This is a genomic window from Streptomyces sp. SID12501 (genome assembly GCF_010550245.1).
Lineage (GTDB): Bacteria > Actinomycetota > Actinomycetes > Streptomycetales > Streptomycetaceae > Streptomyces.
The window spans coordinates 1-23,140 of sequence record NZ_JAAGLU010000070.1; the positions used below are offsets into that span (position 1 = coordinate 1).

Annotated in this window: 19 protein-coding genes and 2 pseudogenes; 5 read left to right on the plus strand and 16 right to left on the minus strand. The window is 70.3% G+C overall.

Annotated features, from left to right (window positions below; all coding sequences use genetic code 11):
* The 7 genes and pseudogenes from G3I71_RS51875 to G3I71_RS43170 form a co-directional block, all read right to left on the minus strand.
* On the minus strand, positions 1–284 hold a 284-nt coding region (locus G3I71_RS51875; RefSeq protein ID WP_239149712.1), incomplete at its 3' end, for a DUF6191 domain-containing protein.
* A 52-nt stretch (positions 285–336) separates the two neighbouring features.
* Positions 337–3,372 (minus strand): annotated as a pseudogene (locus G3I71_RS52470) (AAA family ATPase).
* A gap of 182 nt (positions 3,373–3,554) precedes the next feature.
* Complete coding sequence (locus G3I71_RS43150) at positions 3,555–3,740, minus strand: hypothetical protein (RefSeq protein ID WP_164324029.1); 186 nt, start codon at positions 3,738–3,740, stop codon at positions 3,555–3,557.
* Between the two features lie 213 nt (positions 3,741–3,953).
* Positions 3,954–4,589, minus strand: coding sequence for a hypothetical protein (locus tag G3I71_RS43155; RefSeq protein WP_164324031.1), 636 nt, complete (start codon positions 4,587–4,589; stop codon positions 3,954–3,956).
* Positions 4,590–4,624: 35 nt separating this feature from the next.
* Complete coding sequence (locus tag G3I71_RS43160; RefSeq protein ID WP_164324033.1) at positions 4,625–5,200, minus strand: GNAT family N-acetyltransferase; 576 nt, start codon at positions 5,198–5,200, stop codon at positions 4,625–4,627.
* Positions 5,178–7,469 carry an MMPL family transporter gene (locus tag G3I71_RS43165; RefSeq protein ID WP_164324035.1) on the minus strand — a complete coding sequence of 764 codons (2,292 nt, stop codon included), beginning with the start codon at positions 7,467–7,469 and terminating at the stop codon, positions 5,178–5,180. Before G3I71_RS43165 ends, G3I71_RS43160 begins: the two co-directional genes overlap by 23 nt.
* A 208-nt stretch (positions 7,470–7,677) precedes the next feature.
* Positions 7,678–7,959, minus strand: a complete 282-nt coding sequence (locus tag G3I71_RS43170; RefSeq protein ID WP_164324037.1) for a hypothetical protein — start codon at positions 7,957–7,959, stop codon at positions 7,678–7,680.
* A gap of 193 nt (positions 7,960–8,152) precedes the next feature.
* Between G3I71_RS43170 and G3I71_RS43175 the strand changes: the two genes are divergently transcribed.
* A complete protein-coding gene (locus G3I71_RS43175) occupies positions 8,153–8,965 on the plus strand; it encodes a cyclopropane-fatty-acyl-phospholipid synthase family protein (protein WP_164324039.1) in 813 nt (270 codons plus the stop codon).
* 87 nt (positions 8,966–9,052) lie between these two features.
* Here the strand turns inward: G3I71_RS43175 and gatB are convergent, their stop codons facing one another.
* The 8 genes from gatB to G3I71_RS43215 form a co-directional block, all read right to left on the minus strand.
* Positions 9,053–10,570 carry an Asp-tRNA(Asn)/Glu-tRNA(Gln) amidotransferase subunit GatB gene (gene gatB / locus G3I71_RS43180; RefSeq protein ID WP_164324041.1) on the minus strand — a complete coding sequence of 506 codons (1,518 nt, stop codon included), beginning with the start codon at positions 10,568–10,570 and terminating at the stop codon, positions 9,053–9,055.
* Between the two features lie 16 nt (positions 10,571–10,586).
* Positions 10,587–10,829 (minus strand): hypothetical protein, encoded by a 243-nt coding sequence (locus G3I71_RS43185; RefSeq protein WP_164324043.1) that lies wholly within the window; start codon positions 10,827–10,829, stop codon positions 10,587–10,589.
* Positions 10,826–12,328: an Asp-tRNA(Asn)/Glu-tRNA(Gln) amidotransferase subunit GatA gene (gene gatA / locus G3I71_RS43190; RefSeq protein ID WP_164324045.1), complete on the minus strand. Its 1,503-nt coding sequence runs from the start codon at positions 12,326–12,328 to the stop codon at positions 10,826–10,828. The genes G3I71_RS43185 and gatA overlap by 4 nt, the downstream gene beginning before the upstream one ends.
* 5 nt (positions 12,329–12,333) lie before the next feature.
* On the minus strand, positions 12,334–12,630 hold the full coding sequence (gene gatC, locus G3I71_RS43195) for an Asp-tRNA(Asn)/Glu-tRNA(Gln) amidotransferase subunit GatC (protein WP_015036350.1): 297 nt from the start codon (positions 12,628–12,630) through the stop codon (positions 12,334–12,336).
* A gap of 186 nt (positions 12,631–12,816) precedes the next feature.
* A complete protein-coding gene (locus G3I71_RS43200) occupies positions 12,817–15,156 on the minus strand; it encodes a bifunctional diguanylate cyclase/phosphodiesterase (RefSeq protein ID WP_164324047.1) in 2,340 nt (779 codons plus the stop codon).
* Between the two features lie 218 nt (positions 15,157–15,374).
* Positions 15,375–17,570, minus strand: coding sequence for an NAD-dependent DNA ligase LigA (gene ligA, locus G3I71_RS43205; RefSeq protein ID WP_164324049.1), 2,196 nt, complete (start codon positions 17,568–17,570; stop codon positions 15,375–15,377).
* 14 nt (positions 17,571–17,584) lie between these two features.
* Positions 17,585–18,586 (minus strand): methionine synthase, encoded by a 1,002-nt coding sequence (locus tag G3I71_RS43210; protein WP_164324051.1) that lies wholly within the window; start codon positions 18,584–18,586, stop codon positions 17,585–17,587.
* Positions 18,587–18,628: 42 nt separating this feature from the next.
* Positions 18,629–19,327: an SDR family oxidoreductase gene (locus G3I71_RS43215; protein ID WP_164324053.1), complete on the minus strand. Its 699-nt coding sequence runs from the start codon at positions 19,325–19,327 to the stop codon at positions 18,629–18,631.
* A gap of 77 nt (positions 19,328–19,404) precedes the next feature.
* Here G3I71_RS43215 and G3I71_RS43220 point away from each other — a divergent pair, with 77 nt between their 5' ends.
* On the plus strand, positions 19,405–19,734 hold the full coding sequence (locus G3I71_RS43220) for a DUF427 domain-containing protein (RefSeq protein ID WP_164324055.1): 330 nt from the start codon (positions 19,405–19,407) through the stop codon (positions 19,732–19,734).
* Here the strand turns inward: G3I71_RS43220 and G3I71_RS43225 are convergent.
* Positions 19,721–21,028, minus strand: coding sequence for an MFS transporter (locus G3I71_RS43225; protein WP_164324057.1), 1,308 nt, complete (start codon positions 21,026–21,028; stop codon positions 19,721–19,723). The two genes, G3I71_RS43220 and G3I71_RS43225, sit on opposite strands and share 14 nt — an antisense overlap.
* Before the next feature lie 123 nt (positions 21,029–21,151).
* Here G3I71_RS43225 and G3I71_RS43230 point away from each other — a divergent pair.
* The 3 genes and pseudogenes from G3I71_RS43230 to G3I71_RS43240 form a co-directional block, all read left to right on the plus strand.
* Positions 21,152–21,373, plus strand: a pseudogene (locus G3I71_RS43230) (hypothetical protein); the annotation flags it as partial.
* Positions 21,374–21,408: 35 nt separating this feature from the next.
* On the plus strand, positions 21,409–21,702 hold the full coding sequence (locus G3I71_RS43235; RefSeq protein ID WP_164324059.1) for a hypothetical protein: 294 nt from the start codon (positions 21,409–21,411) through the stop codon (positions 21,700–21,702).
* Positions 21,699–23,057 (plus strand): hypothetical protein, encoded by a 1,359-nt coding sequence (locus tag G3I71_RS43240; RefSeq protein WP_343243266.1) that lies wholly within the window; start codon positions 21,699–21,701, stop codon positions 23,055–23,057. Before G3I71_RS43235 ends, G3I71_RS43240 begins: the two co-directional genes overlap by 4 nt.
* Positions 23,058–23,140: the final 83 nt, after the last annotated feature.

The following is a 23,140-nucleotide window of genomic DNA, read 5'->3' on the forward strand; positions in this document are numbered from 1 at the left end:
TCCGGCTGCTCCGGCTGCTCCGGCTGCTCCGGCTGCTCCGGCTGCTCCGGCTGCTCCGGCTGCTCCGGCTGCTCCGGCTGCTCCGGCTGCTCCGGCTGCTCCGGCTGCTCCGGCTGCTCCGGCTGCTCCGGCTGCTCGGACGAGCGTACGACGACCTTTCCGGACGCGAGGTCTATCGGGCCGCGTCCGGGGTCGCCGTCACCGACGTCCGTGCGGGTCAGCTCCAGCCGGTTCTGCTCGTCGCGGGTGTGCTTGCGTCCCGGCGCGAAGAGCTCCTCGAACATGTTGAACACGGGGCCTCCCAGGGGCCTGGGTCCTGCAGCGTAGCTCTCCCCCTCACCCGGCCGTCCGGGCAGGGATCGCCCCCGGTGGGAACAGCTCCAGCCGGTGCGCCAGCGCCGCCGCCTCTCCCCGGCCCGAGACGCCCAGCTTGGCCAGGATGTTCGAGACGTGGACGCTCGCCGTCTTGGGCGAGATGAAGAGTTCCTCGGCGATCTGGCGGTTGGTGCGGCCGGCGGAGACCAGGCGCAGGACGTCCCGTTCGCGGCTGGTCAGGCCCAGCGACTCCACCGGGTCCGCCGTGGGCCGGGCCGGGCCTGGGGTGAGGCGGGCGCGTTGGGCGAGGAGGGTGACGGTGTCGGCGAGAGGGCGGGCGCCCAGGTGGTCGGCGACAGTGGCGGACAGGCGGAGGAGTTCGGCCGCCCGGTCGCGGTCGCCGGGCTCCGCGCCGCCCGTCAGCAGTGCCTCGGCGAGGCGGTGGCGGACCCGGGCGAGATCGTAGGGGCGGTCCAGAACCTCGAAGGCGGTGACGAGCCGTGACCAGGTGCCGGGGGTGGCGGTGCCGTCGGCGCGCTGGAGCTCGGCGCGGACCCACTGCTCGTGGGCGAGCCAGACGGGGGCGTCCGTGGTGAGCTTCTTGGCGGTGTCGAGGATACGGGCCAGGGTCTCGGGGCGGCCCTGCGCGACGGTGGGCAGGGCGCGGGCGTCGGCCTCCGCGGTGGCGGCGGCCAGGAGCAGAAGCCAGCCGTAGCGGTGGGTGCCGGGCGGGAAGCCGGTGTCCAGGACGTGGCCCAGTTCGGTCCGGGCGTCCAGGATGCGGCCCTCGGCGACGGCGACACCGAGGGTGACCAGGGCGAGCAGCAGGTCGTGCTGGGGCATGGGGTCATGAGTGCCGAAGTGCTCGTGGGCGGTGGCCAGTTGGCGCGCCGCCTCGGGCAGGTCACCCCGGTCCAGGGCGAGCCGGGCCAGGCAGACGGCGCCCGCGCCCTGCGGCTTGGTGCTGTGGCCGCGCCGCAGCGCGTTGGCCGCGGCGTCGGCGGCGACGTCCCAGCGGCCGAGCGAGTACAGCGATTCGGAGAGGTTGCCCCACACCCAGGCCTCGGAGTCCAGCAGCCCGAACCTACGGGTGTAGGTGACGCCCTCCTCCAGGAGGGGGACGGCGTCCCGGGAGCGGCCGACCGCCTCCAGTCCGTTGGGGAGGTTCACGTAGGCGCGTCCGGCGACGAAGAAGATGTTCTCCGCCACCGACCGGTCCTTGACCGCGCGCATCTCCGCGAACCCGGTCTCCGTGGCCCCGGCGTCGACCAGGAGGATGCCGTGGGTGAGGCGGGCGTGCAGCTCGGTCTCGTAAGCGCCCACCATGCGGGCGTACTCGACCGCCTGTTCGGCGGCGGCCAGGGCGTCGGGGCCGGGCGAGTGCAGCATCGACCAGGCGGCGACGTTGGCCAGGACCTCGGCGTGCACCTCCGAGGGCGGCAGACCGCGTACGAGCTCCTGGGCTGTGCCGAGTTCTTTCCAGCCGTCGCCTCGCGACTGGGCCTGGACCAGGCGGGAGCGCTGGCACCAGAACCAGGCAGCGCGCAGGGGGTCGCCGTCCTCCTCCAGGAGGTGCAGGGCACGCTTGATGATCTTCAGGGCGCGTTCGCGCTCCCCGGACAGCCGGCCCGCGACGGCGGCCTCGGCCATGAGGTCGAGATAGCGCAGGGGGGTGGTCGCCGGGTCGCAGCCGCAGGGCGGGTAGACCTCGGTGTAGTCGACGGGACGGAGTGTGGTCCGTACGGCGTCGGGGGCGGTGTCCCAGAGCTCCATCGCCCGTTCCAGGAGGCGTAGTTGCTCGGAGTAGGCGTACCGGCGGCGGGCGGTGACCGAGGCGTCCAGGACGGCGGGGAGGGCCTTGGCCGGGTCGTGGGCGTGGTACCAGTAGCTGGCCAGGCGCATGGTGCGGTCGGCGGCGGGGACGAGCGTCGGGTCGGTCTCCAGGGCCTCGGCGTAGCGGCGGTTGAGGCGGGAGCGTTCGCCGGGGAGCAGGTCGTCGGCGACGGCCTCGCGGACCAGGGAGTGGCGGAAGCGGTAGCCGTCACCGGCCGGGGTGGCGAGCAGGATGTTGGCGCCGACGGCCGCGCGCAGCGCTTCGATGAGGTCGTCCTCGGCGAGCCCGGCGACGGCGGCGAGCAGCCGGTACTCGACGGTGGAGCCGCCCTCGGCGACGATCCGGGCGACCCGCTGGGCGCTCTCGGGCAGGCTTTCGACGCGGACGAGGAGAAGGTCCCGGAGGGTGTCGGTGAGCCGGGTGCGGCAGCCCTCGTGGGCGGCGACGGCGAGTTCCTCGACGAAGAAGGCGTTGCCGTCGGAGCGGTCGAAGATCTCGTCGACCTGGGCCGGTTCGGGTTCGGCGGCGAGGATGCCGGCGATCTGGCGGCCCACTTCGGCGCGGTTGAAGCGGTTCAGCTCGATCCGGCGGACGGTGCGCAGCCGGTCCAGTTCGGCGAGCAGGGGGCGCAGCGGGTGGCGGCGGTGGATGTCGTCGGCGCGGTAGGTCGCGAGGACGACGAGGCGGCCGGTGCGCAGGGTGCGGAAGAGGTAGGCGAGGAGGTGGCGGGTGGAGGCGTCGGCCTAGTGCAGGTCTTCGAGGGCGACGACGACCGTGCGCTCGGCGGCGACGCGTTCCAGAAGGCGCGCGGTGAGTTCGAAGAGGCGGGCCATGCCCTCCTCGTCGTGCCGTCCGGTGCTGGTCTCGCCCAACTCCGGGAGCAACCGGGCCAGTTCCTCCTCCTGCCCGGCAGCGGCGGCGGCCAACTCGTCGGGCAGCGCGCGCAGCAGGGCACGCAGGGCGGTGGAGAAGGGCGCGAAGGGCAGCCCGTCGGCGCCTATCTCGACGCAGCCGCCGAGCGCGACGACGGCGCCCCGGCCGGAGGCCGCGCCGGCGAACTCCTCGACCAGCCGTGTCTTGCCGACTCCGGCCTCTCCGCCGAGCAGCAGGGCCTGCGGCTCACCGGCGGCGGCGCGGGCGAGCGCGTCGTGCAACACCCCCAACTCATCGGTGCGACCGACGAACACCGGACAGACGGACCTGGTCTCCACGGGCCAGAGCATCGCACAGGGCTCTGACATCGCGGGACTGGTTATCGAGCCGGTGGGCGGAGCGGGGGGCGAAGTGCTGAACGGGCCGGTCACCGTGACGGCAACCGGCCCGTTGCGGGTCGTGGGGTGGACGGCCGCGGCGTGCGCGGGGAGGAGCGACGCCGCAGGCGAGCCGTCCGCCCGTCCCACGGTGCTCACGCGGCCCGGGTGAACCAGTGCCGGCGCGTGCGGTCGATATGCACCTCACCCTCGGCGGCCGGGCCGGCTGCCTCGCGGCGGGCGGCACGGGCACTGCGGATCGCATCCCGGGCCCGGCGCTCGTCCGCCGCCTCGCGGCGCAGTTCGGCGGAACGGATCTGGTGGAGTTCGTACTGGAACATGTGATGCCCCTCGGGTCCTGGCGAGTTCGGTCGGTCTTCGCTTTCTGCGATGTCTCAACCTTCGTCTCCCAGGGGGGTCCGCCACATCGGGAGAGTTCCGCATCTTCCGAGGGGCTGGGGGCCTTAGGAACAGAAGAAGGGCCTCAGACGGGCCGTAAGGTGCTTACGACCGGCCTAAGGCCCCTCATGACCTGCGGTGATTCCGCTCCCGTGTCAGGGTGCCGGCGGCAGGCTCAGCAGTACGTCGGTGTACTTCAGGACCGCGAGGAGCAGTCCGAGGATGCCGAGGGCGACACCCGCCCAGGAGACCGACTTGATCCAGGCGGCCTGCGGCTTGCCCGGGGTGCCGAACGCGGGCCGGGCGAGGGCCGCGACAGCGACGAGCAGCCCGAGGAGCGCGAAGATGCCGCCCCACAGCGCGGTGGTCTGCCAGGCGTCGCCGTAGACCTCCTTGATCTGGGTGGCGACGCTCGCGGACGACGCGGTCTCCAGCTGGCCGACGAGCGTCTCGCGCGCACCGGCCACCGTGCCCAGCCAGCTGCCGGTCAGGGAGACGAAGCCGAGCACGGCGGACGCGACGGCGGCAGCGCCCTGGCCCACGCCGGAGGGGCCCTCCTTCCCGGCGGCGAGCTCCGCCTCGTCGCCCTCGTACTCGTCCGCGTCGCCCAGGACCTCGGCCTCGACCTCGGTCTCCGGGGCCGCTTCCTCCGTGGCCTCAGTGGCCTCAGGGGCCTCCGTCAACTGCTCGTCCTTGGTGACGCTCACCGTCTCCCCGCCGCTCTTCACATCGTCGCTCTTCGCCTCGGTACCGGTCTCGGCGCCGGTCTCGTCTGCTGTCTTGGTTCCCATGCCTCGCACCGTACGGACGTCGTCTGAGAAGTTCCTTAATGCTCCTTGTGAGCGGCACGCGCGCGTGCGTCGTGCCACTCGGGCGCGAGTACCGACCAGATCTCGGTGTCCGCTCGGACACCCCGGTGCGGGTAGTTCTCCCGCAGCAGGGCCTCGCGGCTCATGCCCAGTCGCCGCGCCACGTTGATGCTCGCTTCGTTGACGGACGACGCGTGCCACTCCACACGGTGCATGCCGCGTACGTCAATCGCCCAGTCGATGAGGACACGCATCGCGCGCGTGATCAGCCCGCGTCCGGTGCCGGCCGGTTCCAGCCAGCAGCCGACCTCGCAGTTGCCGTACTCCGCGTGGAAGTTGAGGAACAGCACCCCGCCGACGAGCTTCCCGTCCAGCCAGATCCCGTGCAGCGACCCGGTGTCGGCGGCGCGCTGGTCGGCGTACCGCTGGAGCTGCTCCCGCGCGGAGTCGAGGTCCGTGGACTTCATGCCGAAGGAGACGTGCCGGTTGATGAAGTCCCGCCCCCGGTCGAGGTGGGCGAGGAACTCCTCGGCGTGCCAGGGCTCCAGGGGCCGCAGTTCCGCGCCGTCGTCACCCAGGGATATCGCGTACATCCTGCGGTCGCTCCTTCACAAGTACGTCCCGTACGTCCATCACGTCCACGTCGAGTACGTCCGGAATGCTCGCACGGGTGGCCTCCGCGGTGCCCGGCATTTGCGCGGCGGCGCTCCGGCACTCGGGCGGCTCGATGCTGATGCGCGGCAGGCGCCGGTCCAGCCAGCGGGGCAGCCACCAGTTGGCGCCGCCGAGCAGGTGCATCAGCGCGGGCACCAGGAGCGTACGCAGGACGAAGGCGTCGAGGGCGACGGCGGCGGCCAGGGCGATGCCGAACATGGCGATCACGCGGTCGCCGGAGAGGACGAAGGCGAGGAAGACGGAGATCATGATGACGGCCGCGGAGTTGATCACGCGGCTGGTCTCGGCGAGGCCGACCCGGACGGCCCGCCGGTTGTCGCCGGTCTCCAGCCACTCCTCGTACATCCGGCTGACCAGGAAGACCTGGTAGTCCATGGAGAGCCCGAAGAGGACCGACACCATGATGACCGGCAGGAACGGCTCGATCGGGCCCGCGCTGCCGAGGCCCAGCAGTTCACTCCCCCAGCCCCACTGGAAGATCGCGACGACGACACCGAACGCGGAGGCGACGGCGGCGACGTTCATCGCGGCGGCCTTGAGCGGGATGCCGATCGACCGGAACGCGAGCAGGAGCAGCAGACAGCCGAGGCCGATCACGACACCGACGAACAGCGGCAGCTTGCCGACGATCACATCCGCGAAGTCGTCGTAGCTCGCTGTGACCCCGCCGACCTGCAGGTCGAGGGAGGTGCCGGTCTCCGCGCGCGGGAGCACCTTCGCGCGCAGCCGCTCCACCAGGTCACTGGTCCGCGCGGACTGCGGGGAGGACTCCGGTACGACGGTGAGGTACCCGGTGGAGCCGTCGGCACTGTAGGTGACCGGCGAGGACGACGCGACGCCCTCGGTGGTCCGGAGGGTCGCGGCGAGGTTGTCGAGGACGAGCTTGTCCTCGGCGTCGGAGACGGGCGTGACGAGGGTGAGGGGGCCGTTGACGCCGGGGCCGAAGCCGTCGGCGAGGAGGTCGTAGGCCTGGCGTGTGGTCGTCGCCCTGGGGTTGTTCCCCTGGTCGGAGGTGCCGAGGTGGAGCGAGAGGGTGGGCAGGGCGAGCAGCGCCATGACGACCAGGGCGGCCCCGCCGAGCGCCTTGGGGTGGTGCTCGACGAACACGGACCAGCGGGCGGCGAACCCGGTGGGCAGTTCCGGCTCGGGCCCGTGCTCGGCCAGCCTGCGCCGCTCGCGTCGGCTCAGGGCGCGCGGCCCGATGAACGACAGCAGGGCGGGGAGCAGGGTCACGGAGGCCGCGACGGTCAGGACCACCGTCAGGGAGGCCGCGATCGCGACCCCGTTGAGGAAGCCCAACCGCAGGATCAGCATCCCGAGCAGGGCTATGCAAACGGTCGCACCCGCGAAGACGACGGCGCGTCCGGTGGTCGTGACGGCATTGGTGGCGGCTTCGGTGACGGACAGGCCGCGCTTGAGGCCGCGCCGGTGCCTGGTGACGATGAACAGCGCGTAGTCGATGCCGACGCCGAGCCCGATCAGCATGCCGAGCATGGGCGCGAAGTCGGCGACGGTCATCGCGTGTCCGAGCAGCACGATCCCGGCGTACGCCGTGCCGACGCTCACCAGGGCGGTGGCGATGGGCAGCAGGGAGGCGGCGAGCGAGCCGAAGGCGAGGAAGAGCACGAGGGCCGCGACGACCACCCCTACGACCTCGGCGAGGTGACCGCCGGAGGATTCGGTGAGCGCGATGGCGCTGCCGCCCAGCTCCACCTGGAGCCCGTCGGCCCGCGCCGCCTCGGCAGCGTCGACGACGGCGCGCGCCTCGCTCTCGCCGATGTCCTCGGCGGACTTGTCGAAGGTGACGGTGGCGTAGGCCGTACGCCCGTCGGCGCTGATCCGGCTGCTGCCGCTGCCCTCGTAGGGGCTGACGACCGAGGCCACGCCGGGCAGGTCGGCGATCCGGTCCAGAGTGCTGCTCATCGTCTGCTCGACGTCGGCCGCGCGGACCGTGCCGGAGCCGGAGGCGGTGTGCCAGACGACGGTGTCGGTGTCGCCACCGAGGTCGGGGAAACCTTTCTCCAGCAGCTGGGTGGCGCGGCCCGACTCGGTGCCGGGGACTTCGTAGTCGTTCGAGTACGCCGAGCCCGCGACGGCTGCGGCGGCGGTCACCCCGGCGAAGGCGGCGAGCCAGATCAGAACGACGACGAGGCGGCGCCTGACACACCAGCGTGCGAGGACTGCCACAGACGTGCTCCCTGGGTAAAAAGTGGATCTTTGACCGGGAGCAGTCGTGAACGAACAGAACAGCCCGCAAAGAAACGAAAAAGCAAGAGAGATGCCGGACCACTGTCGCAGGGGAGGGTGATCATTTATGGCGTTAGTGCCTTTACTCACAAGAATGCGAGTCACATCACAGGACAATCACATGAACTCTGTCGCCTCAATGAATGACTCAGTCGAACTGGTCGCCGAGCGCCATCACCATCACGCCGATGACCAGCAGCCACAGGGCCCGCCGGGTACGCCCCCGCGCCCCCAGCACCGACGCGAGCCCGCAGACGGCGGCGCCGAAGGCGTAAGCACCGGGTACGAGCACGGGCGCGGAGCCCGTGAGACGGAGCGTCGAGGCCGCGAGCCCCACGAGGGCAAGCAGCGCCCCGGTCCCGGTCGCCGTCCAGCGGGCGCGCCTCGCGTCCTCGTACTCCTCCTCGTACTCCTCCGCGTTCTCATCCATGGCGCGGGAGCGTAGCGCGCCCACCTGAGAATTCGGATGCGGACGCCGGATACCCACTGCTAGCGTCCGGCCGTCCACTGTCCGTATCCGGCTTTTCGCCGCCTCCCCGAGCAGGTGCGTTGTTTGAAGGTCCGACCGAGCTCCGACGCCTTCCGTTCTTTCTCTTCACAGAACCCGAGGAGCCCGTTCACCGATGTCCGACATCACATCCAGGACCTCGAACGACCGTCCCGACCCGCTCACTGAGCGGCTGAACCACCCCCACTACCCGCGCAGCAGCCGGTACGACGCCCGCTGGACCATCGACAACCAGATGGGCCCGCACGCCCTGTGGCTGCTGGAGTGGCTGGCTCCCGCGTTCGGCCTCGACACCCTTCCGCCGGGCGCCCGGGTGCTCGACCTGGGCTGCGGCAAGGCGATGACGTCCGTCTTCCTCGCCAAGGAGTACGACGTCCAGGTCGCCGCCGCCGACCTGTGGATCGAGCCCGGCAAGAACGCGCGCCGCATCAATGAGGCGGGCGTCGCCGACCGGGTGCTGCCCGTGTACGCCGACGCACACCGACTGCCTTTCGGCGACGAGTCGTTCGACGCGATCGTGAGTATCGACGCGTACCAGTACTTCGGCACGAACGACCTGTATCTGCCGAGCCTCACCCGGCTGCTGAAGCCGGGCGGGCGGATCGGTGTCGTCGTACCGGCGCTGCGCGAGGAGCCGGACGGCGTGGAGCCGCCGGAGCACCTCAAGCCGTTCTGGGACCCGGGGTTCTGGTCGTTCCACACCGCCGACTGGTGGCGGCGCCAGTGGACACGCGGCGGGGCTGTGACCGTGGAGGCCGCCGACTGGCTGCCGGACGGCTGGCGCGACTGGCTGCTGTGGAGCGAGGTCTGCGCCGAGGAGAGCACCGAGGAGTTCATGGCGGGCATGGCCCGCGACTCGGTGGAGCTGGTGCGCGCGGACCAGGGCCGGTCCCTGGGCTTCGTACGGGTCGTGGGACGCCGTACGTGATCACGTAGCTGCAGAGGCACGTAGCTGTGGAGCAAGCCGAGGGGCGCATCGGAAACCCGATGCGCCCCTCGGCCTCCACCACGTGGCTCAGCCCTCGCTGACGCCCAGCTGCTCAAGGATCAGTTCCTTGACGCGGGCCGCGTCGGCCTGACCTCGGGTCGCCTTCATGACCGCGCCGACCAGGGCGCCGACCGCGGCCACCTTGCCGCCGCGGATCTTGTCGGCGATGCCCGGGTTGCCGGCGATGGCCTCCTGGACGGCCGTGTTGAGCGCGCCGTCGTCGGAGACGACCTTCAGGCCGCGCTTCTCGACGACCTCGTCCGGCGTGCCCTCGCCCGCGAGAACGCCCTCGATGACCTGGCGGGCCAGCTTGTCGTTCAGGTCGCCGGAGGTGACCAGCGCGGCGACCCGGGCGACCTGCTCGGACGTGATGGCCAGTGCGTCGAGCGGGGTGCCCGACTCGTTGGCGCTGCGCGCGAGTTCGCCCATCCACCACTTACGGGCGGAGGCGGCGTCCGCACCGGCGTCGATGGTGCTGACGATCAGGTCGATGGCACCGGCGTTGAGCATCGACTGCATGTCGGTCGCCGTGACGCCCCACTCCGCGAGGAGCCGGTTGCGGCGGGCCAGCGGCAGTTCGGGCAGCCCGGCGCGGATCTCCTCGACCCACTCGCGGGAGGGGGCCACCGGCACCAGGTCCGGCTCGGGGAAGTACCGGTAGTCCTCGGCCTCCTCCTTCACGCGGCCCGAGGTCGTCGACCCGGTGTCCTCGTGGAAGTGCCGGGTCTCCTGGATGATCGTCCCGCCCGAGTTCAGTACGGCGGCGTGCCGCTGGATCTCGAAACGGGCGGCACGCTCCACGGAACGCAGCGAGTTGACGTTCTTGGTCTCGCTGCGGGTGCCGAACTTCTCGCGGCCGTGCGGGCGCAGCGAAAGGTTCACGTCGCAGCGCATCTGCCCCTGGTCCATGCGGGCTTCCGAGACCTGGAGCGCCTTGATGAGTTCGCGCAGCTCGGCGACGTACGCCTTGGCGACCTCGGGAGCGCGCTCGCCGGCGCCCTCGATCGGCTTGGTGACGATCTCGATGAGGGGGATGCCGGCGCGGTTGTAGTCGAGGAGCGAGTGCGAGGCGCCGTGGATACGGCCCGTCGCGCCACCGACGTGCAGCGACTTGCCGGTGTCCTCCTCCATGTGGGCGCGCTCGATCTCCACGCGGAAGGTCTCGCCGTCCTCCAACTGCACGTCGAGGTAGCCGTTGAAGGCGATCGGCTCGTCGTACTGGGAGGTCTGGAAGTTCTTCGGCATGTCCGGATAGAAGTAGTTCTTCCGGGCGAAGCGGCACCACTCGGCGATCTCGCAGTGCAGCGCGAGGCCGATCTTGATGGCGGACTCGATGCCGATCGCGTTGACGACCGGAAGCGCGCCCGGCATGCCGAGGCAGGTCGGACAGGTCTGCGAGTTGGGCGCGCCGCCCAACTCGGTCGAACAGCCGCAGAACATCTTGGTCTTGGTACCGAGTTCGACATGGACTTCGAGGCCCATGACGGGGTCGTACGTCGCCAGGGCGTCCTCGTACGACACCAACTCGTCGGTCGTGGTGGTCACGGTGAAAAGTTCCCTCTCAGCCCAGCAGGACGTCGTCGTCGCCCAGCCGCTTCAGCTCGCGGTAGAGGATGGCGAGGCCGGTGACGATGGCGGCGGCGGACACGGCCGCGTCGATGAGGCGCAGCGTGTCGCTCTCGGAGCGGGCCTTCCTGGCCTGCTTGACGACGCTGACGGCACCGAACGCGGTGGTCGCGATGGACAGGTACGTGCCGGACTTGGACTTCTTGAAGCCCTTGGCCTTCGAAAGAGTGTTGCTCACAGCGACGGTGCCTCCTCCAGGAGCGGGTGTCCCCACTTTTCCACGAACGCCGCCTCGACGGCCGCGCCGACCTTGTAAAGACGGTCGTCCTTGAGCGCCGGGGCGATGATCTGGAGCCCGACCGGCAGTCCGTCCTCCGGTGCGAGACCGCAGGGCAGGGACATGGCCGCGTTGCCGGCCAGGTTGGTCGGGATGGTGCAGAGGTCCGCGAGGTACATCGCCATCGGGTCGTCGGCACGCTCGCCGATCGGGAAGGCGGTGGTGGGCGTCGTCGGGGAGACGATCACGTCAACCGACTCGAACGCCTTCTCGAAGTCCCGCGTGATGAGCGTACGGACCTTCTGGGCGCTGCCGTAGTACGCGTCGTAGTAGCCGGAGCTGAGCGCGTACGTGCCGAGAATGATGCGGCGCTTGACCTCGGGGCCGAAGCCCTCCGCGCGGGTGAGCGAGGTGACCTCCTCGGCGGAGTGCGTGCCGTCGTCACCGCTGCGCAGGCCGTAGCGGAGCCCGTCGAAGCGGGCGAGGTTCGACGAACACTCGCTCGGCGCGATCAGGTAGTAGGCGGAGAGCGCCAGGTCGAAGGACGGACAGTCCAGCTCGACGATCTCGGCGCCCAGCTCCTTGAGCAGGGTGACGGACTCGTCGAAGCGCTGGATGACGCCGGCCTGGTAGCCCTCGCCGCGGAACTGCTTGACGACACCGACGCGCATGCCGTCGACGCTGCCGTTGCGGGCGGCCTCGACGACCGGCGGGACCGGGGCGTCGATCGAGGTCGAGTCGAGCGGGTCGTGCCCGGCGATGACCTCGTGGAGGAGCGCGGCGTCCAGGACCGTACGGGCGCAGGGCCCGCCCTGGTCGAGGGAGGACGAGAAGGCGACCATGCCGTACCGCGACACGGCCCCGTACGTCGGCTTGACGCCGACCGTGCCGGTGACGGAGGCGGGCTGGCGGATGGAACCGCCGGTGTCCGTACCGATGGCCAGCGGCGCCTGGAAGGAGGCGAGGGCGGCGGAGGACCCGCCGCCGGAGCCGCCGGGGATGCGGGTGAGGTCCCACGGGTTGCCGGTGGGCCCGTACGCGCTGTTCTCGGTGCTGGACCCCATGGCGAACTCGTCCATGTTGGTCTTGCCGAGGATGACGACGTCGGCGGCCTTCAGCCGCTTGGTGACGGTCGCGTCGTACGGCGGGATCCACCCTTCGAGCATCTTGGATCCGACGGTGGTCGGAATCCCCTCGGTGGTGAAGATGTCCTTGAGAGCGAGGGGTACGCCGGCCAGTGGGCCCAGCGTCTCCCCGCGCTCACGCTTGGCGTCGACGGCACGGGCCTGGGCGAGGGCGCCCTCCCGGTCGACGTGGAGGAAGGCGTGCACCTTCGTGTCGACTTCCTCGATACGGGCGAGGTGGGCCTCGGTGACCTCGACGGCCGTGAGGACGCCGGAGGCGATGTTCGCGGCGGTCTCGGCGGCGGTGAGCCGGATGATGCTGCTGTGGTCCGTCATGGTGGTTAGTCCTCCCCCAGGATCTGCGGCACCTTGAAACGCTGCTGCTCCTGGGCCGGGGCGCCGGAGAGCGCCTGCTCGGGGGTGAGCGACGGACGGACCTCGTCCGCGCGCATGACGTTCGTCAGCGGCAGCGGGTGCGAGGTCGGCGGTACGTCTTGGTCGGCGACCTCGCTGACGCGGGCGACCGCGCCGATGATGTCGTCGAGCTGGCCTGCGAAGTGGTCGAGCTCTTCGCCCTTCAGCTCCAGACGCGCCAGCCGTGCGAGGTGGGCGACCTCCTCGCGCGTGATGCCAGGCATGCAGCGATCCTCTGGGGTGAGTGCGGTGTGGGTTTTGGCCCCAATCCTAGGGGGCGGGCGGGACAACCCGCGCACGGGTTTGCTTCCACGCACCCGCAGCCGCCGACGCGACCGAGCCCCCGCAGGAGAGCTCGGCTCTGGAACGGGCGGTAAACGGGCGGTGCGCGGGTGGGAGATCTCCCCGAATCACTCCGCGGCGGGCAAGGCCGCCCGAGGACGCTGCCACCCACGGGTCCCGCGCGCCAGCAGCCAGGCCGTGGCCTCCTCCGGAGGCATCGCCGCGGCGACAAGCCACCCCTGCACCGCGTCACACCCCATGTCCCGCAACCGCTCCCACGTCTCGTCGTCCTCAACGCCCTCGGCGACCACGAGCAGTCCCAGGGAATGCGCGAGGTCCACCGTGCACCGCACGATCTCCGCGTCCTCCGTGTCCACCGCCAGCCGCGCCACGAACGACCGGTCGATCTTCAGCTCACTCACCGGCAGCCGCCGCAGATGCACCAGCGACGAGTACCCCGTCCCGAAGTCGTCCAGGGACATCTTCACGCCGTGCCCGGTCAGCGCGGCCAGCGTGTCCGCGGCCCGCTGCGGATCCTCCAGGAGCACGTGTTCCGTTATCTCCAGCTGGAGCGCCGCCGCCGGGACCCCGTGCCTGGCCAGCCGCGCGGCGACGGAACCGGCGAAGCCGGGGGTGTGGACGTCGCGCGGGGAGACGTTGACCGCGACCGGGACGAACAGTCCCTGGGAGCGCCACTTCGCGACCTGTTCGAGCGCCGTCTCCAGCACGTACTCCGTGAGGTGGGGCATCAGCCCGGACGACTCGGCGATCGCTATGAACTCGTCGGGGGGAACCCTCCCGCGCTCCGGGTGCACCCACCGCACCAGCGCCTCCAGGCCGACGACCTGTCCGTCGAAGCGCACCTTGGGCTGGTAGTGCAGTTCGACCTCATGCGCGTCGAGGGCGCGCCGCAGGTCGCCCAGCAGGCCGAGCCGGTCCGGGGTGTTCGAGTCCCGCTTGGACTCGTACACCTCGACGCCCGTACGGTCCCGCTTCGCCTGGTACATCGCGACGTCGGCGCGCCGCAGCAGGCCCTCGGCGTCGAGCGCGTGGTCGGGGAAGACGGCGAGGCCGGCGCTGGCCTCCAGGACGAGGGTGAGTCCGTCGAGATCGAGCGGGGAGCCGAGCACGGTGACCAGGTTGCGGGCGACGCGGGTGGCCGACGTCGTGGAGTCGACGACCGGCAGCAGAACGGCGAACTCGTCGCCGCCGAGCCGTGCGGCCTCCGCGCCGCGCGGCAGTGCGAGGCGCAGCCGGTCGGCTATCTGGAGGAGGAGACGGTCACCGGCGAGGTGGCCCAGCGTGTCGTTCACGGACCGGAAGCGGTCGAGGTCTATGAGCATCAACGCGGCCCGCGCGTCGATGCGTTCGGCATCGTCGAGGGCCGTCCAGGTCCGTTCCAGGAGCCACTGTCTGTTGGGCAGCCCGGTCAGCGGGTCGCGCAGTTGCTCCTCGGCCCGGGCCCTGGCTATCCACAGGGTGGAGTCGAGGGCGATGAGGGGGATGGCGAACAGCGGCAGCAGGACCGGCAGGGCGACGGCGACGACGCAGATCAGCGGCGCGATGGCGAGCAGCGCGACCGCGACCAGCCCCTGTCTGACCAGGGCGGAGCGGGCGGCGGTGGGCAGTCCGCCGCGCGGGGTGTGCAGATACCAGAGCAGGGTGCGGGTCAGCGCGAGGTAGGTGACCGCGATCAGCGTCACCTCGGGCGCCGTGTAGACGCTCCAGGTCTGCGGGTCCCACGGCGTCTCGACGGACGGGACACGGCCGAACGCGGCGAGCACCAGCGCCCCGGCGCCGATGCCGAGGATGTCCACCGCGCCGTGCAGGAGGCCCTGCCGCCAGCGGTGGCGCCGGGCCACGCCGACCAGGACGACGACGGTGAGGCTGACCATGCCGGCCGCCACCCACCCGAACAGCAGGAGTACGGAGAGGGTGAGGGCGGCGCCCGAGCCGGTGCCGCCCCACCAGCGGGCGCGGCCGAGGGCGACGAGATGGCCGACGATGACACCGGTGAGCACGGCGAGGGCCCAGCCGACGGTGCCGGAGGGGAAGAGCGCGCTGTGGCCGGTGAAGCCGCGGTAGAAGCCGGCGCCGAGGACGAACCCTGCCGACGCGATGACCGCTGCGGGCAGCGCGGGCCAGGACAGCTGGCGGGCGGGGTCGTTGGCGTGAAGGTGGGCGACGCGTTCCTCGGCGGTGAGGTGGGCCGCCAGCGGGGTCGACACCCTGCTGTCGGCGACGATGCGCTGTCCGGTGCCGCCCGCCGCGCCTGTCCTGCTCGCCGGTCCGGTCGTACGGAGGCCGACGCCCGCGCGTTCCAGGAACCGTGCCGTCCGGCGGCCCGCGCCCGGTTCCCGGCCGGGCTCGGGACTGCCCGTGAAAAGGGCGGAGCCCCAGCGCCGGACGCCGGATATCCGGAGTCTGCGCAGCCGTGAGGGAGGGGCGGCGCTTTCGGTCGGTTCCATTCCGTCCCTCTCACAGCCGGCGGTGCCCACGCCACGCGGTCCGATGTCCGTCAACCGTCAACGACACCGCGTCCGAAACCACATCCGGGCACGGCAGGCGCATACGTCAACAGTAGGCCGCAGAAGGCTTCCACGGGCAGCGGTCGTCGACGGTTGCCCGAATGCGACCCGGCCACCCGTATGCATCTGGTATGCGCCGATCGGGTGGTCTTCAACCCCTACTCCTCGTTCGGAAGCGCCGCTTCGGCCGCTGCCTCGGGTCCCTGTTCAAGCAGTACGGCAAAGCCGTCCTCGTTCAGAACAGGGACCTTCAACTGCATGGCCTTGTCGAACTTCGAACCAGGATTGTCACCCACAACCACGAAAGACGTCTTCTTCGAAACAGAACCGGTCACTTTTGCTCCACGGCTCTGCAATGCGTCCTTCGCGCCGTCCCGGGTGTGGTGTTCGAGCGTGCCGGTCACGACCACGGTGAGCCCTTCGAGCGGGCGCGGCCCCTCGTCCTCACCGGAGCCCTCCTCCTCCATACGGACTCCTGCGGCCCGCCACTTGCGCAGGATCTCCTGGTGCCAGTCCACCGCGAACCACTCCTTGAGCGAGGCCGCGATGATCGGGCCGACCCCGTCCGTGGTCGCCAACTCCTCCTCTGAGGCCTGCTCGATCCGCTCGATCGAGCGGAATTCCCGGGCGAGCGCCTCGGCGGCGACCGGACCGACATGCCGGATCGACAGACCGGTGATGATCCGGGCCAGCGGACGGTCCTTGGCGGCTGCGATGTTGGCGAGCATCGAGACCGCGTTCTTCCTGGGCTCGCCCTCCTGATTGGCGAAGACCGTGGCGATCTTCTCCTCGCCGGTCTTCGGGTCCCGCTTGGGCAGCCCGCTGTCCTGGTCCAGGACGTACGCCTTGATGGGCAGCAGCCGCTCGATGGTGAGGTCGAAGAGGTCGCCCTCGTCGACGAGCGGCGGCTCGGCAGGCTCCAGCGGCTTGGTGAGCGCGGCGGCGGCCACGTAACCGAAGTTCTCGATGTCCAGGCACTTGCGCCCGCCGAGATAGAACAGGCGCTCTCTCAACTGGGCGGGGCAGCTCTGCCCGTTGGGGCAGCGGAGGTCGACATCGGCCTCCTTCATCGGCTTGAGCGGCGTCTTGCACTCAGGACACACAGCCGGCATCTCGAAGGGCTTCTCCGTGCCGTCGCGCAGGTCGGCGACCGGGCCGAGAATCTCCGGGATGACGTCACCGGCCTTGCGCAGCACCACGGTGTCGCCGATGAGCACGCCCTTGGCCTTGACGACGTCCTGGTTGTGCAGGGTGGCGAACTCGACCTCGGAGCCGGCGACGGTGACCGGTTCGACCTGGGCGTAGGGCGTGACGCGGCCCGTACGGCCCACGCCCACGCGGATGTTGATGAGCTTGGTGTTGACCTCCTCGGGCGCGTACTTCCAGGCGATCGCCCAGCGCGGGGCGCGCGAGGTGGAACCGAGGCGACCCTGGAGCGGGATTTCGTCCAGCTTGACGACGACCCCGTCGATCTCGTGCTCCACGGAGTGCCGGTTCTCGCCGTAGAACGCGATGAACTCCCGTACGCCGTCGAGGTCGTCGACCTGCTTCGCGTACCGCGTGGTCGGCAGGCCCCACTCGTGCAGGAGGGTGTACGCCTCGGAGAGACGGGTGAGCGCGTCGTAGCCCTCCAGGGCGCCGATGCCGTGGACCACCATGTGCAGCGGGCGCGTGGCGGTGACTCGCGGGTCCTTCTGGCGGAGCGAACCGGCCGCCGCGTTGCGCGGGTTGGCGAACGGCTTGTCGCCGCCCTCCACCAGACGGGCGTTCAGCTCCTCGAACTTCTCCATCGGGAAGTAGACCTCGCCGCGGATCTCCACCAGGTCCGGGACACGGTCGCCCGTCAGCCGGTCCGGGATCTCGGCGATCGTCCGCACGTTGGGCGTGATGTCCTCGCCGGTGCGGCCGTCGCCACGGGTCGCCGCGCACGTGAGACGCCCGTGCTCGTACGTCAGGTTGACGGCCAGGCCGTCGACCTTCAGCTCGCACAGGAAGTGGTGCTCGGAGGCACCGACGTCCTTGTGGACGCGCTCCGCCCACGCCGCCAGTTCCAGGTCGTCGAAGGCGTTGTCGAGGGAGAGCATGCGCGAGCGGTGCTCCACGGAGGTGAACTCCGTCTCGTACGCCCCCGCGACCTTCTGGGTCGGGGAGTCGGGCGTGCGCAGCTCCGGATACTCCTCCTCCAGCGCCTCCAGGGTGCGCAGGAGCTTGTCGAACTCCGCGTCGCTGACGACGGGAGCGTCGTTCACGTAGTACCGGAAGCGGTGCTCCTCGACGCGCTCGGCGAGTTGGGCGTGCCTGTCGCGCGCCTCGGCGGGCACCGATGTGGTCTGTCCGTGCTGTTCGCCGGCCACCGTGTCGTCCTCCGTTACTCTGGGTTGTCCGCGAGTGATCTCGCCGCCTGGACGCAGTGGGCGAGCGCCGCCCATGCGTACTGCGGGGAAGCGCCCGCGAGTCCGCACGTCGGAGTGACGGTGACCGCCTCCGCGAGAAGCCCCGGATGCAGCCCCAGCCTGCGCCACAGCGTTCTGACACCACTGACGCTACCGGCAGGGTCTGACAACGGGCCGTCCGTGCCGGGCACGACACCGGCGAAGAGCCGCATGCCGCCTTCCACCGCCTCACCGATCGCGTCGTCGTCACGCTCGGTGAGGAGTGAGAAGTCGAAGGAGACGGCGGCGGCGCCGGCCCTGCGGAGGAAGGCGAACGGGACGTCCGGCGCGCAGGAATGGACGACGACGGGACCGTCGCCGTGCACGCCGATGACCTCCCGGAGGAGGGCCTCGGCGATCTGGCGGTCGGGAACACGGTGGGTGCGGTAGCCGCTGGCTGTCCTCACCTGGCCGCGCAGCACGGCCATGAGGGACGGTTCGTCGAGTTGCAGGACGAGTTGGGCACCGGGGATCCGTCGGCGCAGTTCGTCGAGGTGGAGGCGGATGCCCTCGGCGAGGGAACCGGCGAGGTCGCGGCAGGCGCCCAGGTCGGAGAGGGCGAGCTCGCCGTTCCTGAGTTCGAGGGCGGCGGCCAGCGTCCAGGGGCCCACGGCCTGCACCTTCACCTGCCCCTCGTACCCCTGCGTGAACTCCTCCAGCGCGTCGAGGTCCTCACCGAGCCAGGAGCGGGCCCGCTTGGTGTCCCGGCCCGGGCGGTCGCCGAAGCGCCAGCCGCTGGGCTCCACGCGCGCGTACATCTCGACGAGCATTCCGGCGGTGCGGCCGATCATGTCGGCGCCGGGGCCGCGGGCGGGGAGTTCGGGCAGGAAGGGGAAGTCGTCGAAGGTCCCGGTGGCCGCCTTGACGGCTTCCCGGGCGTCGCCGCCGGGCAGGGAACCGATGCCGGTGGCGGGGCCGAAGGTGGGGTTCGCGTTCACGTGGCGAAGCCTATGTTTCTTCGCGAGGGCGAGAACCCGGCGTCAGCGGCCCGGTCGTACCGTCACGTCGTTGATCTCCGCGTCCCGGGGGAGGTCCAGGGTCAGCAGGATCGTCGTCGCCACCGACTCCGGGTCGATCCACTTCGACGGGTCGTACTCCTTGCCCTCCTGCTGGTGCACCTTCGCCTGCATCGGACTGGCCGTACGCCCCGGATACACCGTCGTCACCCGCACCCCCGCCCCGTGTTCCTCCTGACGCAACGAGTCCGCCAGGGCCTTGAGACCGTGCTTGGACGCGGCGTACGCGGACCAGTTGGCATGCGCGTTCAGGCCCGCGCCGGAGTTGACGAAGACCACTTGGCCCTGGGCGACACGGAGTTGGGGCAGGAAGTGCCGGGTCAGTTCGGCGGGGGCGATCAGGTTGACGTTGAGCTGGTGGCGCCAGGTCTTGGGGGTGAGGTCGCCGACCGGGCCCAGATCGACCACGCCCGCGATGTGCAGCAGGGAGTCCACCCGGTCCGGCAGCGTCTGGTGGGAGAACGCCCAGGACAGCCGCTCCGGGTCCGACAGGTCACCCACCAGCGTCGCCGCCCCGGGGAACTCCGCCGCCAGTTCCTTCGCGCGGCCCGCGTCACGCGCGTGCAGCACGAGTTCGTCCCCGCGCGCGTGCAGCCGCCTCGCGACCGCCGCGCCGATACCCGAACCCGCTCCGGTGATCACATGTGTAGCCATGCCCGCCATGCTCGCATCACCGGAGTCTCCACCTGCTCCCGCTCCCCCGGTGGGAACAACCCCTGCCCCGCGAACGCTCCTCAGGTATGACTGAAGGACACACGATCACCATCGAGCAGACCGACGACCGCGTGCGGGTCGTCCACGACGGCCAGGTGCTCGCCGAGAGCGAGCGCGCCCTGGTCCTGCACGAGACCGGCTGTCCCCCACGGTACTACCTCCCCGCCGAGGACGTCCGCCTCGACCTGCTGACGCCCTCCGAGACCCACACGTACTGCCCCTTCAAGGGCACGGCGTCCTACTGGTCCCTCCCGGACGCCGCCGACCTCGTCTGGGGATACCCCGAGCCGAAGCCGGAAGTGGCCCTGATCAAGGACCACCTCTGCTTCTACGAAGTGGAGTTCACGCGGGCGTAGTCGGCGCCCCATGTGTGCCCTGCGCCCCCTGCACTCCCTGCGTGCTCTGCGGCTCGGGAACCGGGTCCGGCAGGACCCTGCGGACCCGGACCGGCGAGAGGAAGACGGGCAGGAAGGCCATCGAGACGAACACGCCGCCCACCCACAACGTGGCCTGGACGCCGACGAGTTCACCGAGCACTCCGGAGATCGCGGCACCGACCGCCAGGGCGCCCGTCAGCAGGAACCGGAATGTCGCGTTCATCCGGCCGAGCAGCGAGCCGGGGGTCATCCGCTGCCGCAGGCTGACTCCGAGCACGTTGTCCATCCCCACCTTGAACATGGCCAGACACCATCCGGCGCCCGCGACAAACAGCCACGGCCCCCGGTCAACCAGCGGCACGAGCAGCCCCGCCGGGGCCAGACACACCCCGGCCAGTCCGAGCGTGCGGCCGAATCCCAGCCGGGCGGCGACGGGCCGGGCGCTGCGTGCGCCGATCAGCAGGCCGATCCCGCCGGCTCCCCAGAACAGGCCCAACGCGGCGCCCGGCAGGCCGAGTTCACGGACGAACCAGATCGGCAGCATGGTGTTGATGACGGACGAGCCGAGGTTGGCGAGAGCCGCGGTGAGCACCAGCGCCCGTAGCTCCCGGTTGCCGAAGACATGCCGTACACCCTCGGCGATCTGGGTACGCAGCCGGTTGCCGGCCCCGGTTTTCGCCGCGCCTCCCGACGAGGTGCGCCGGATCGCGACGAGTCCGAGCCCGGAGGCCAGATAGGTGCCGGCCGAGACCAGCACGGCCGCGGGTGCGCTGAGCAGTGAGACGAGTCCGCCGCCCGCGCTGCGGCCCAGTACGTTTCCGGCGGCGATCAGTGTGTTGATGTCGGCGTTGGCCTGAACGAGCGCTTCTTTACCGACCAGTTGGGGCAGCACGCTCTGTGAACCCACGTCGAAGAACACGGTCGCGCAGCCGCTGAGCAGGACCACCGTGTAGAGCTGGCCCAGGGTGAGCGCGTCCAGCCACCAGGCCAGGGGCACCGAGCCGTAGAGCAGCGCGCGGCACAGGTCGGCGGCGATCAGCACCCGGCGATGGCTGAGCCGGTCCACCCAGGCCCCGGCCGGCAGGCCGATGACCAGGAAGGCGATCGTGCTCAGGGTGGCGAGGGCGCCGACCTGGCCGGGTCCCGCGTCCAGCGCGGCCACGGCGACCAGCGGTACGGCGACGTAACTGACGTTGCTGCCCAGCTGACTGAGCGCGGATGCGGTGAACAGCGTGCGGAAGTCGGCTGTCCGCCATGGGGAATCGGGTCGCATGATCCGTTCGTCCGGTGCGGTGGGCGGGTGGGGTCGGACAGTACCCGTCCGGTGTGGTCCGAACGTAAGGGTTCCGGTTTCCGTCGGCCCGTCTCCAGCGAGGCGGCTGCCTGCTCGAAGTCCTCGATCGGCGAACCGTACACCCAGGGCAAGGCCGACCAGACCCCGCCCTGCGGCATCCGATACCTGCGCTCATCCGGCGACAGCTCGTTCAAGCTACGCGCAACCATCACTCGGGAAATCACCTGGACCGGAACCGGTGGTGCGGGTGGCGACCTCCCCGACGGCACGTTCGGCAACGACCAGGGCATTACCGTACAGGAGATCCAGGCTGTCAACCGGTAATCACGGAACCGCTACACGCAGGGGGAGGATTCTGAGTGTCCGACTCAGATCTCACGGTCGACTACGAGTTTCTCGCCGAGTCCGAGAACAAGCTCAGTCAGCTCAAGAAGACGTTCGAGGACATCGAGAACCAGCGCGACGATATGCGCGAGCACTGGGGTTCCGGAAAAATTGCCGACGTCATGACAGATTTCGTGGACAACTGGGACGACTACCGCACCAGACTCGTCGAAAGCCTCGACTCCGTCGGCCAGATGGTGGCCGGCACCAAGAGGGCGTTCGAGGATCTCGACAACCAGTTGGCCAAGCGCGACGAGAAGAAGAAGTGACAACGACATCCAAGCGCCGCCCGCTGGACTGGCAGCCGCTCCGCGACTCCGACCCGGTACCCGGAGATGCGGAGGAGATCCGCGCCGAGGTCCGGCACATGGTGTCGGTCGCCCAGAAGCTGCAAGACCAGGCCAGGAACCTCCAGACGATCAGCAACGAGGACACCCTCAAGGGCAAGTACGTCAAACGCCTGCGTGAGGAGTCCTCCACGCTGGAGAAGCACATGCGGGAGGTGGCCAGTCGTTACGAGCGTGTCCACGGCCATCTCACCACCTGGTCCAACGAGTTGGAGGACTTCCAGACCGAGGCCGACAAGGTCCTGCGCCGGGCCAAGGAGAGACAGGACGAACTTGAGGCCGAGAAGGCCGAGAAGGCCAAGGAGGCCGACTCCGGCGACAAGGACACTCCCAAGCCCTCCGGCCGCGGAACCGACCACGATCCGTATCTGACGTACCGGAATCAGCTGAACACGCTCACCGACGACCGCGACAGCCGGGCCGAGCACCATGCCGGGAAGATCCGCGACGAGATCGAGGACGTGATCGAGGACTCGTGGTGGGACGACGTCAAAGGCTGGGTCCATGACCATGCGGACGGGATCAAGGCCTTCATGGATGTTCTCGGCTGGGTCGCGACGGTGGCAGGCTTCGTGGCGCTAGCCATTCCCGGCTTGAACCTGCTCGTCATCGGCATCGCGGCGCTCACGATCGGACTCAGACTCCTACTGGTGGCATCCGGCGACGCCACCTGGACGGATGTCATCTTCGACGTCGTGGGTGGGCTCCTCGTCGTGGGCGGCCTCGGGGCGGCCGCGAAACTCGCCAGCGGCGCCAAGTCCACTGTGGGAGCCGCTCAGGCAGCCCGGACCGCAGGCCTGAGCCGAGGACTGGCTGGCGTCAAGGGCATCCTGGACGACACGGGGCGGTTGATGACCAGATTGCCAGAAGGGACCGGGCGACAGGCACTTGGCGCGGCTCGAAACGCGATGCGCAAGTCCATCTCCCAGAACGTCGGCCTGGTCGCCAAGAATCCGCTGAGGGTCAGTCCGTTGTCGACGCTGGTGCACCTCGGCGACAAGGAGATGGCCGGTATGGCCAAGATGCTGCAGGCCAACAGAGCTGCCTTCCCGGAGGCCGCAGGTGCTGCGGCGAACAAGGCGTACAAGTCCTATCAGGTTGGCCTCGGCATCGCCTGGACCGGCATGGGGATGGACGTCATGGACAAGGCGCTGGGGAAGAGCGACCTTACAAGCTGGACCCACGAGAAGTTCGGCACCGGTGAGAAGCCGTACAACGCGGTGTACTCGGACTGGTACTACAGCCGTGACTCGTGTCCGTGTCTGGTAGCCGTGTGATGCGTTGACCTGTCCGTGAGTACGGAGCGGGCGGTGCAGGTGTGGGCGGGCTGGTTCGATGACTTCTTCGCCTCTCTGGCGGG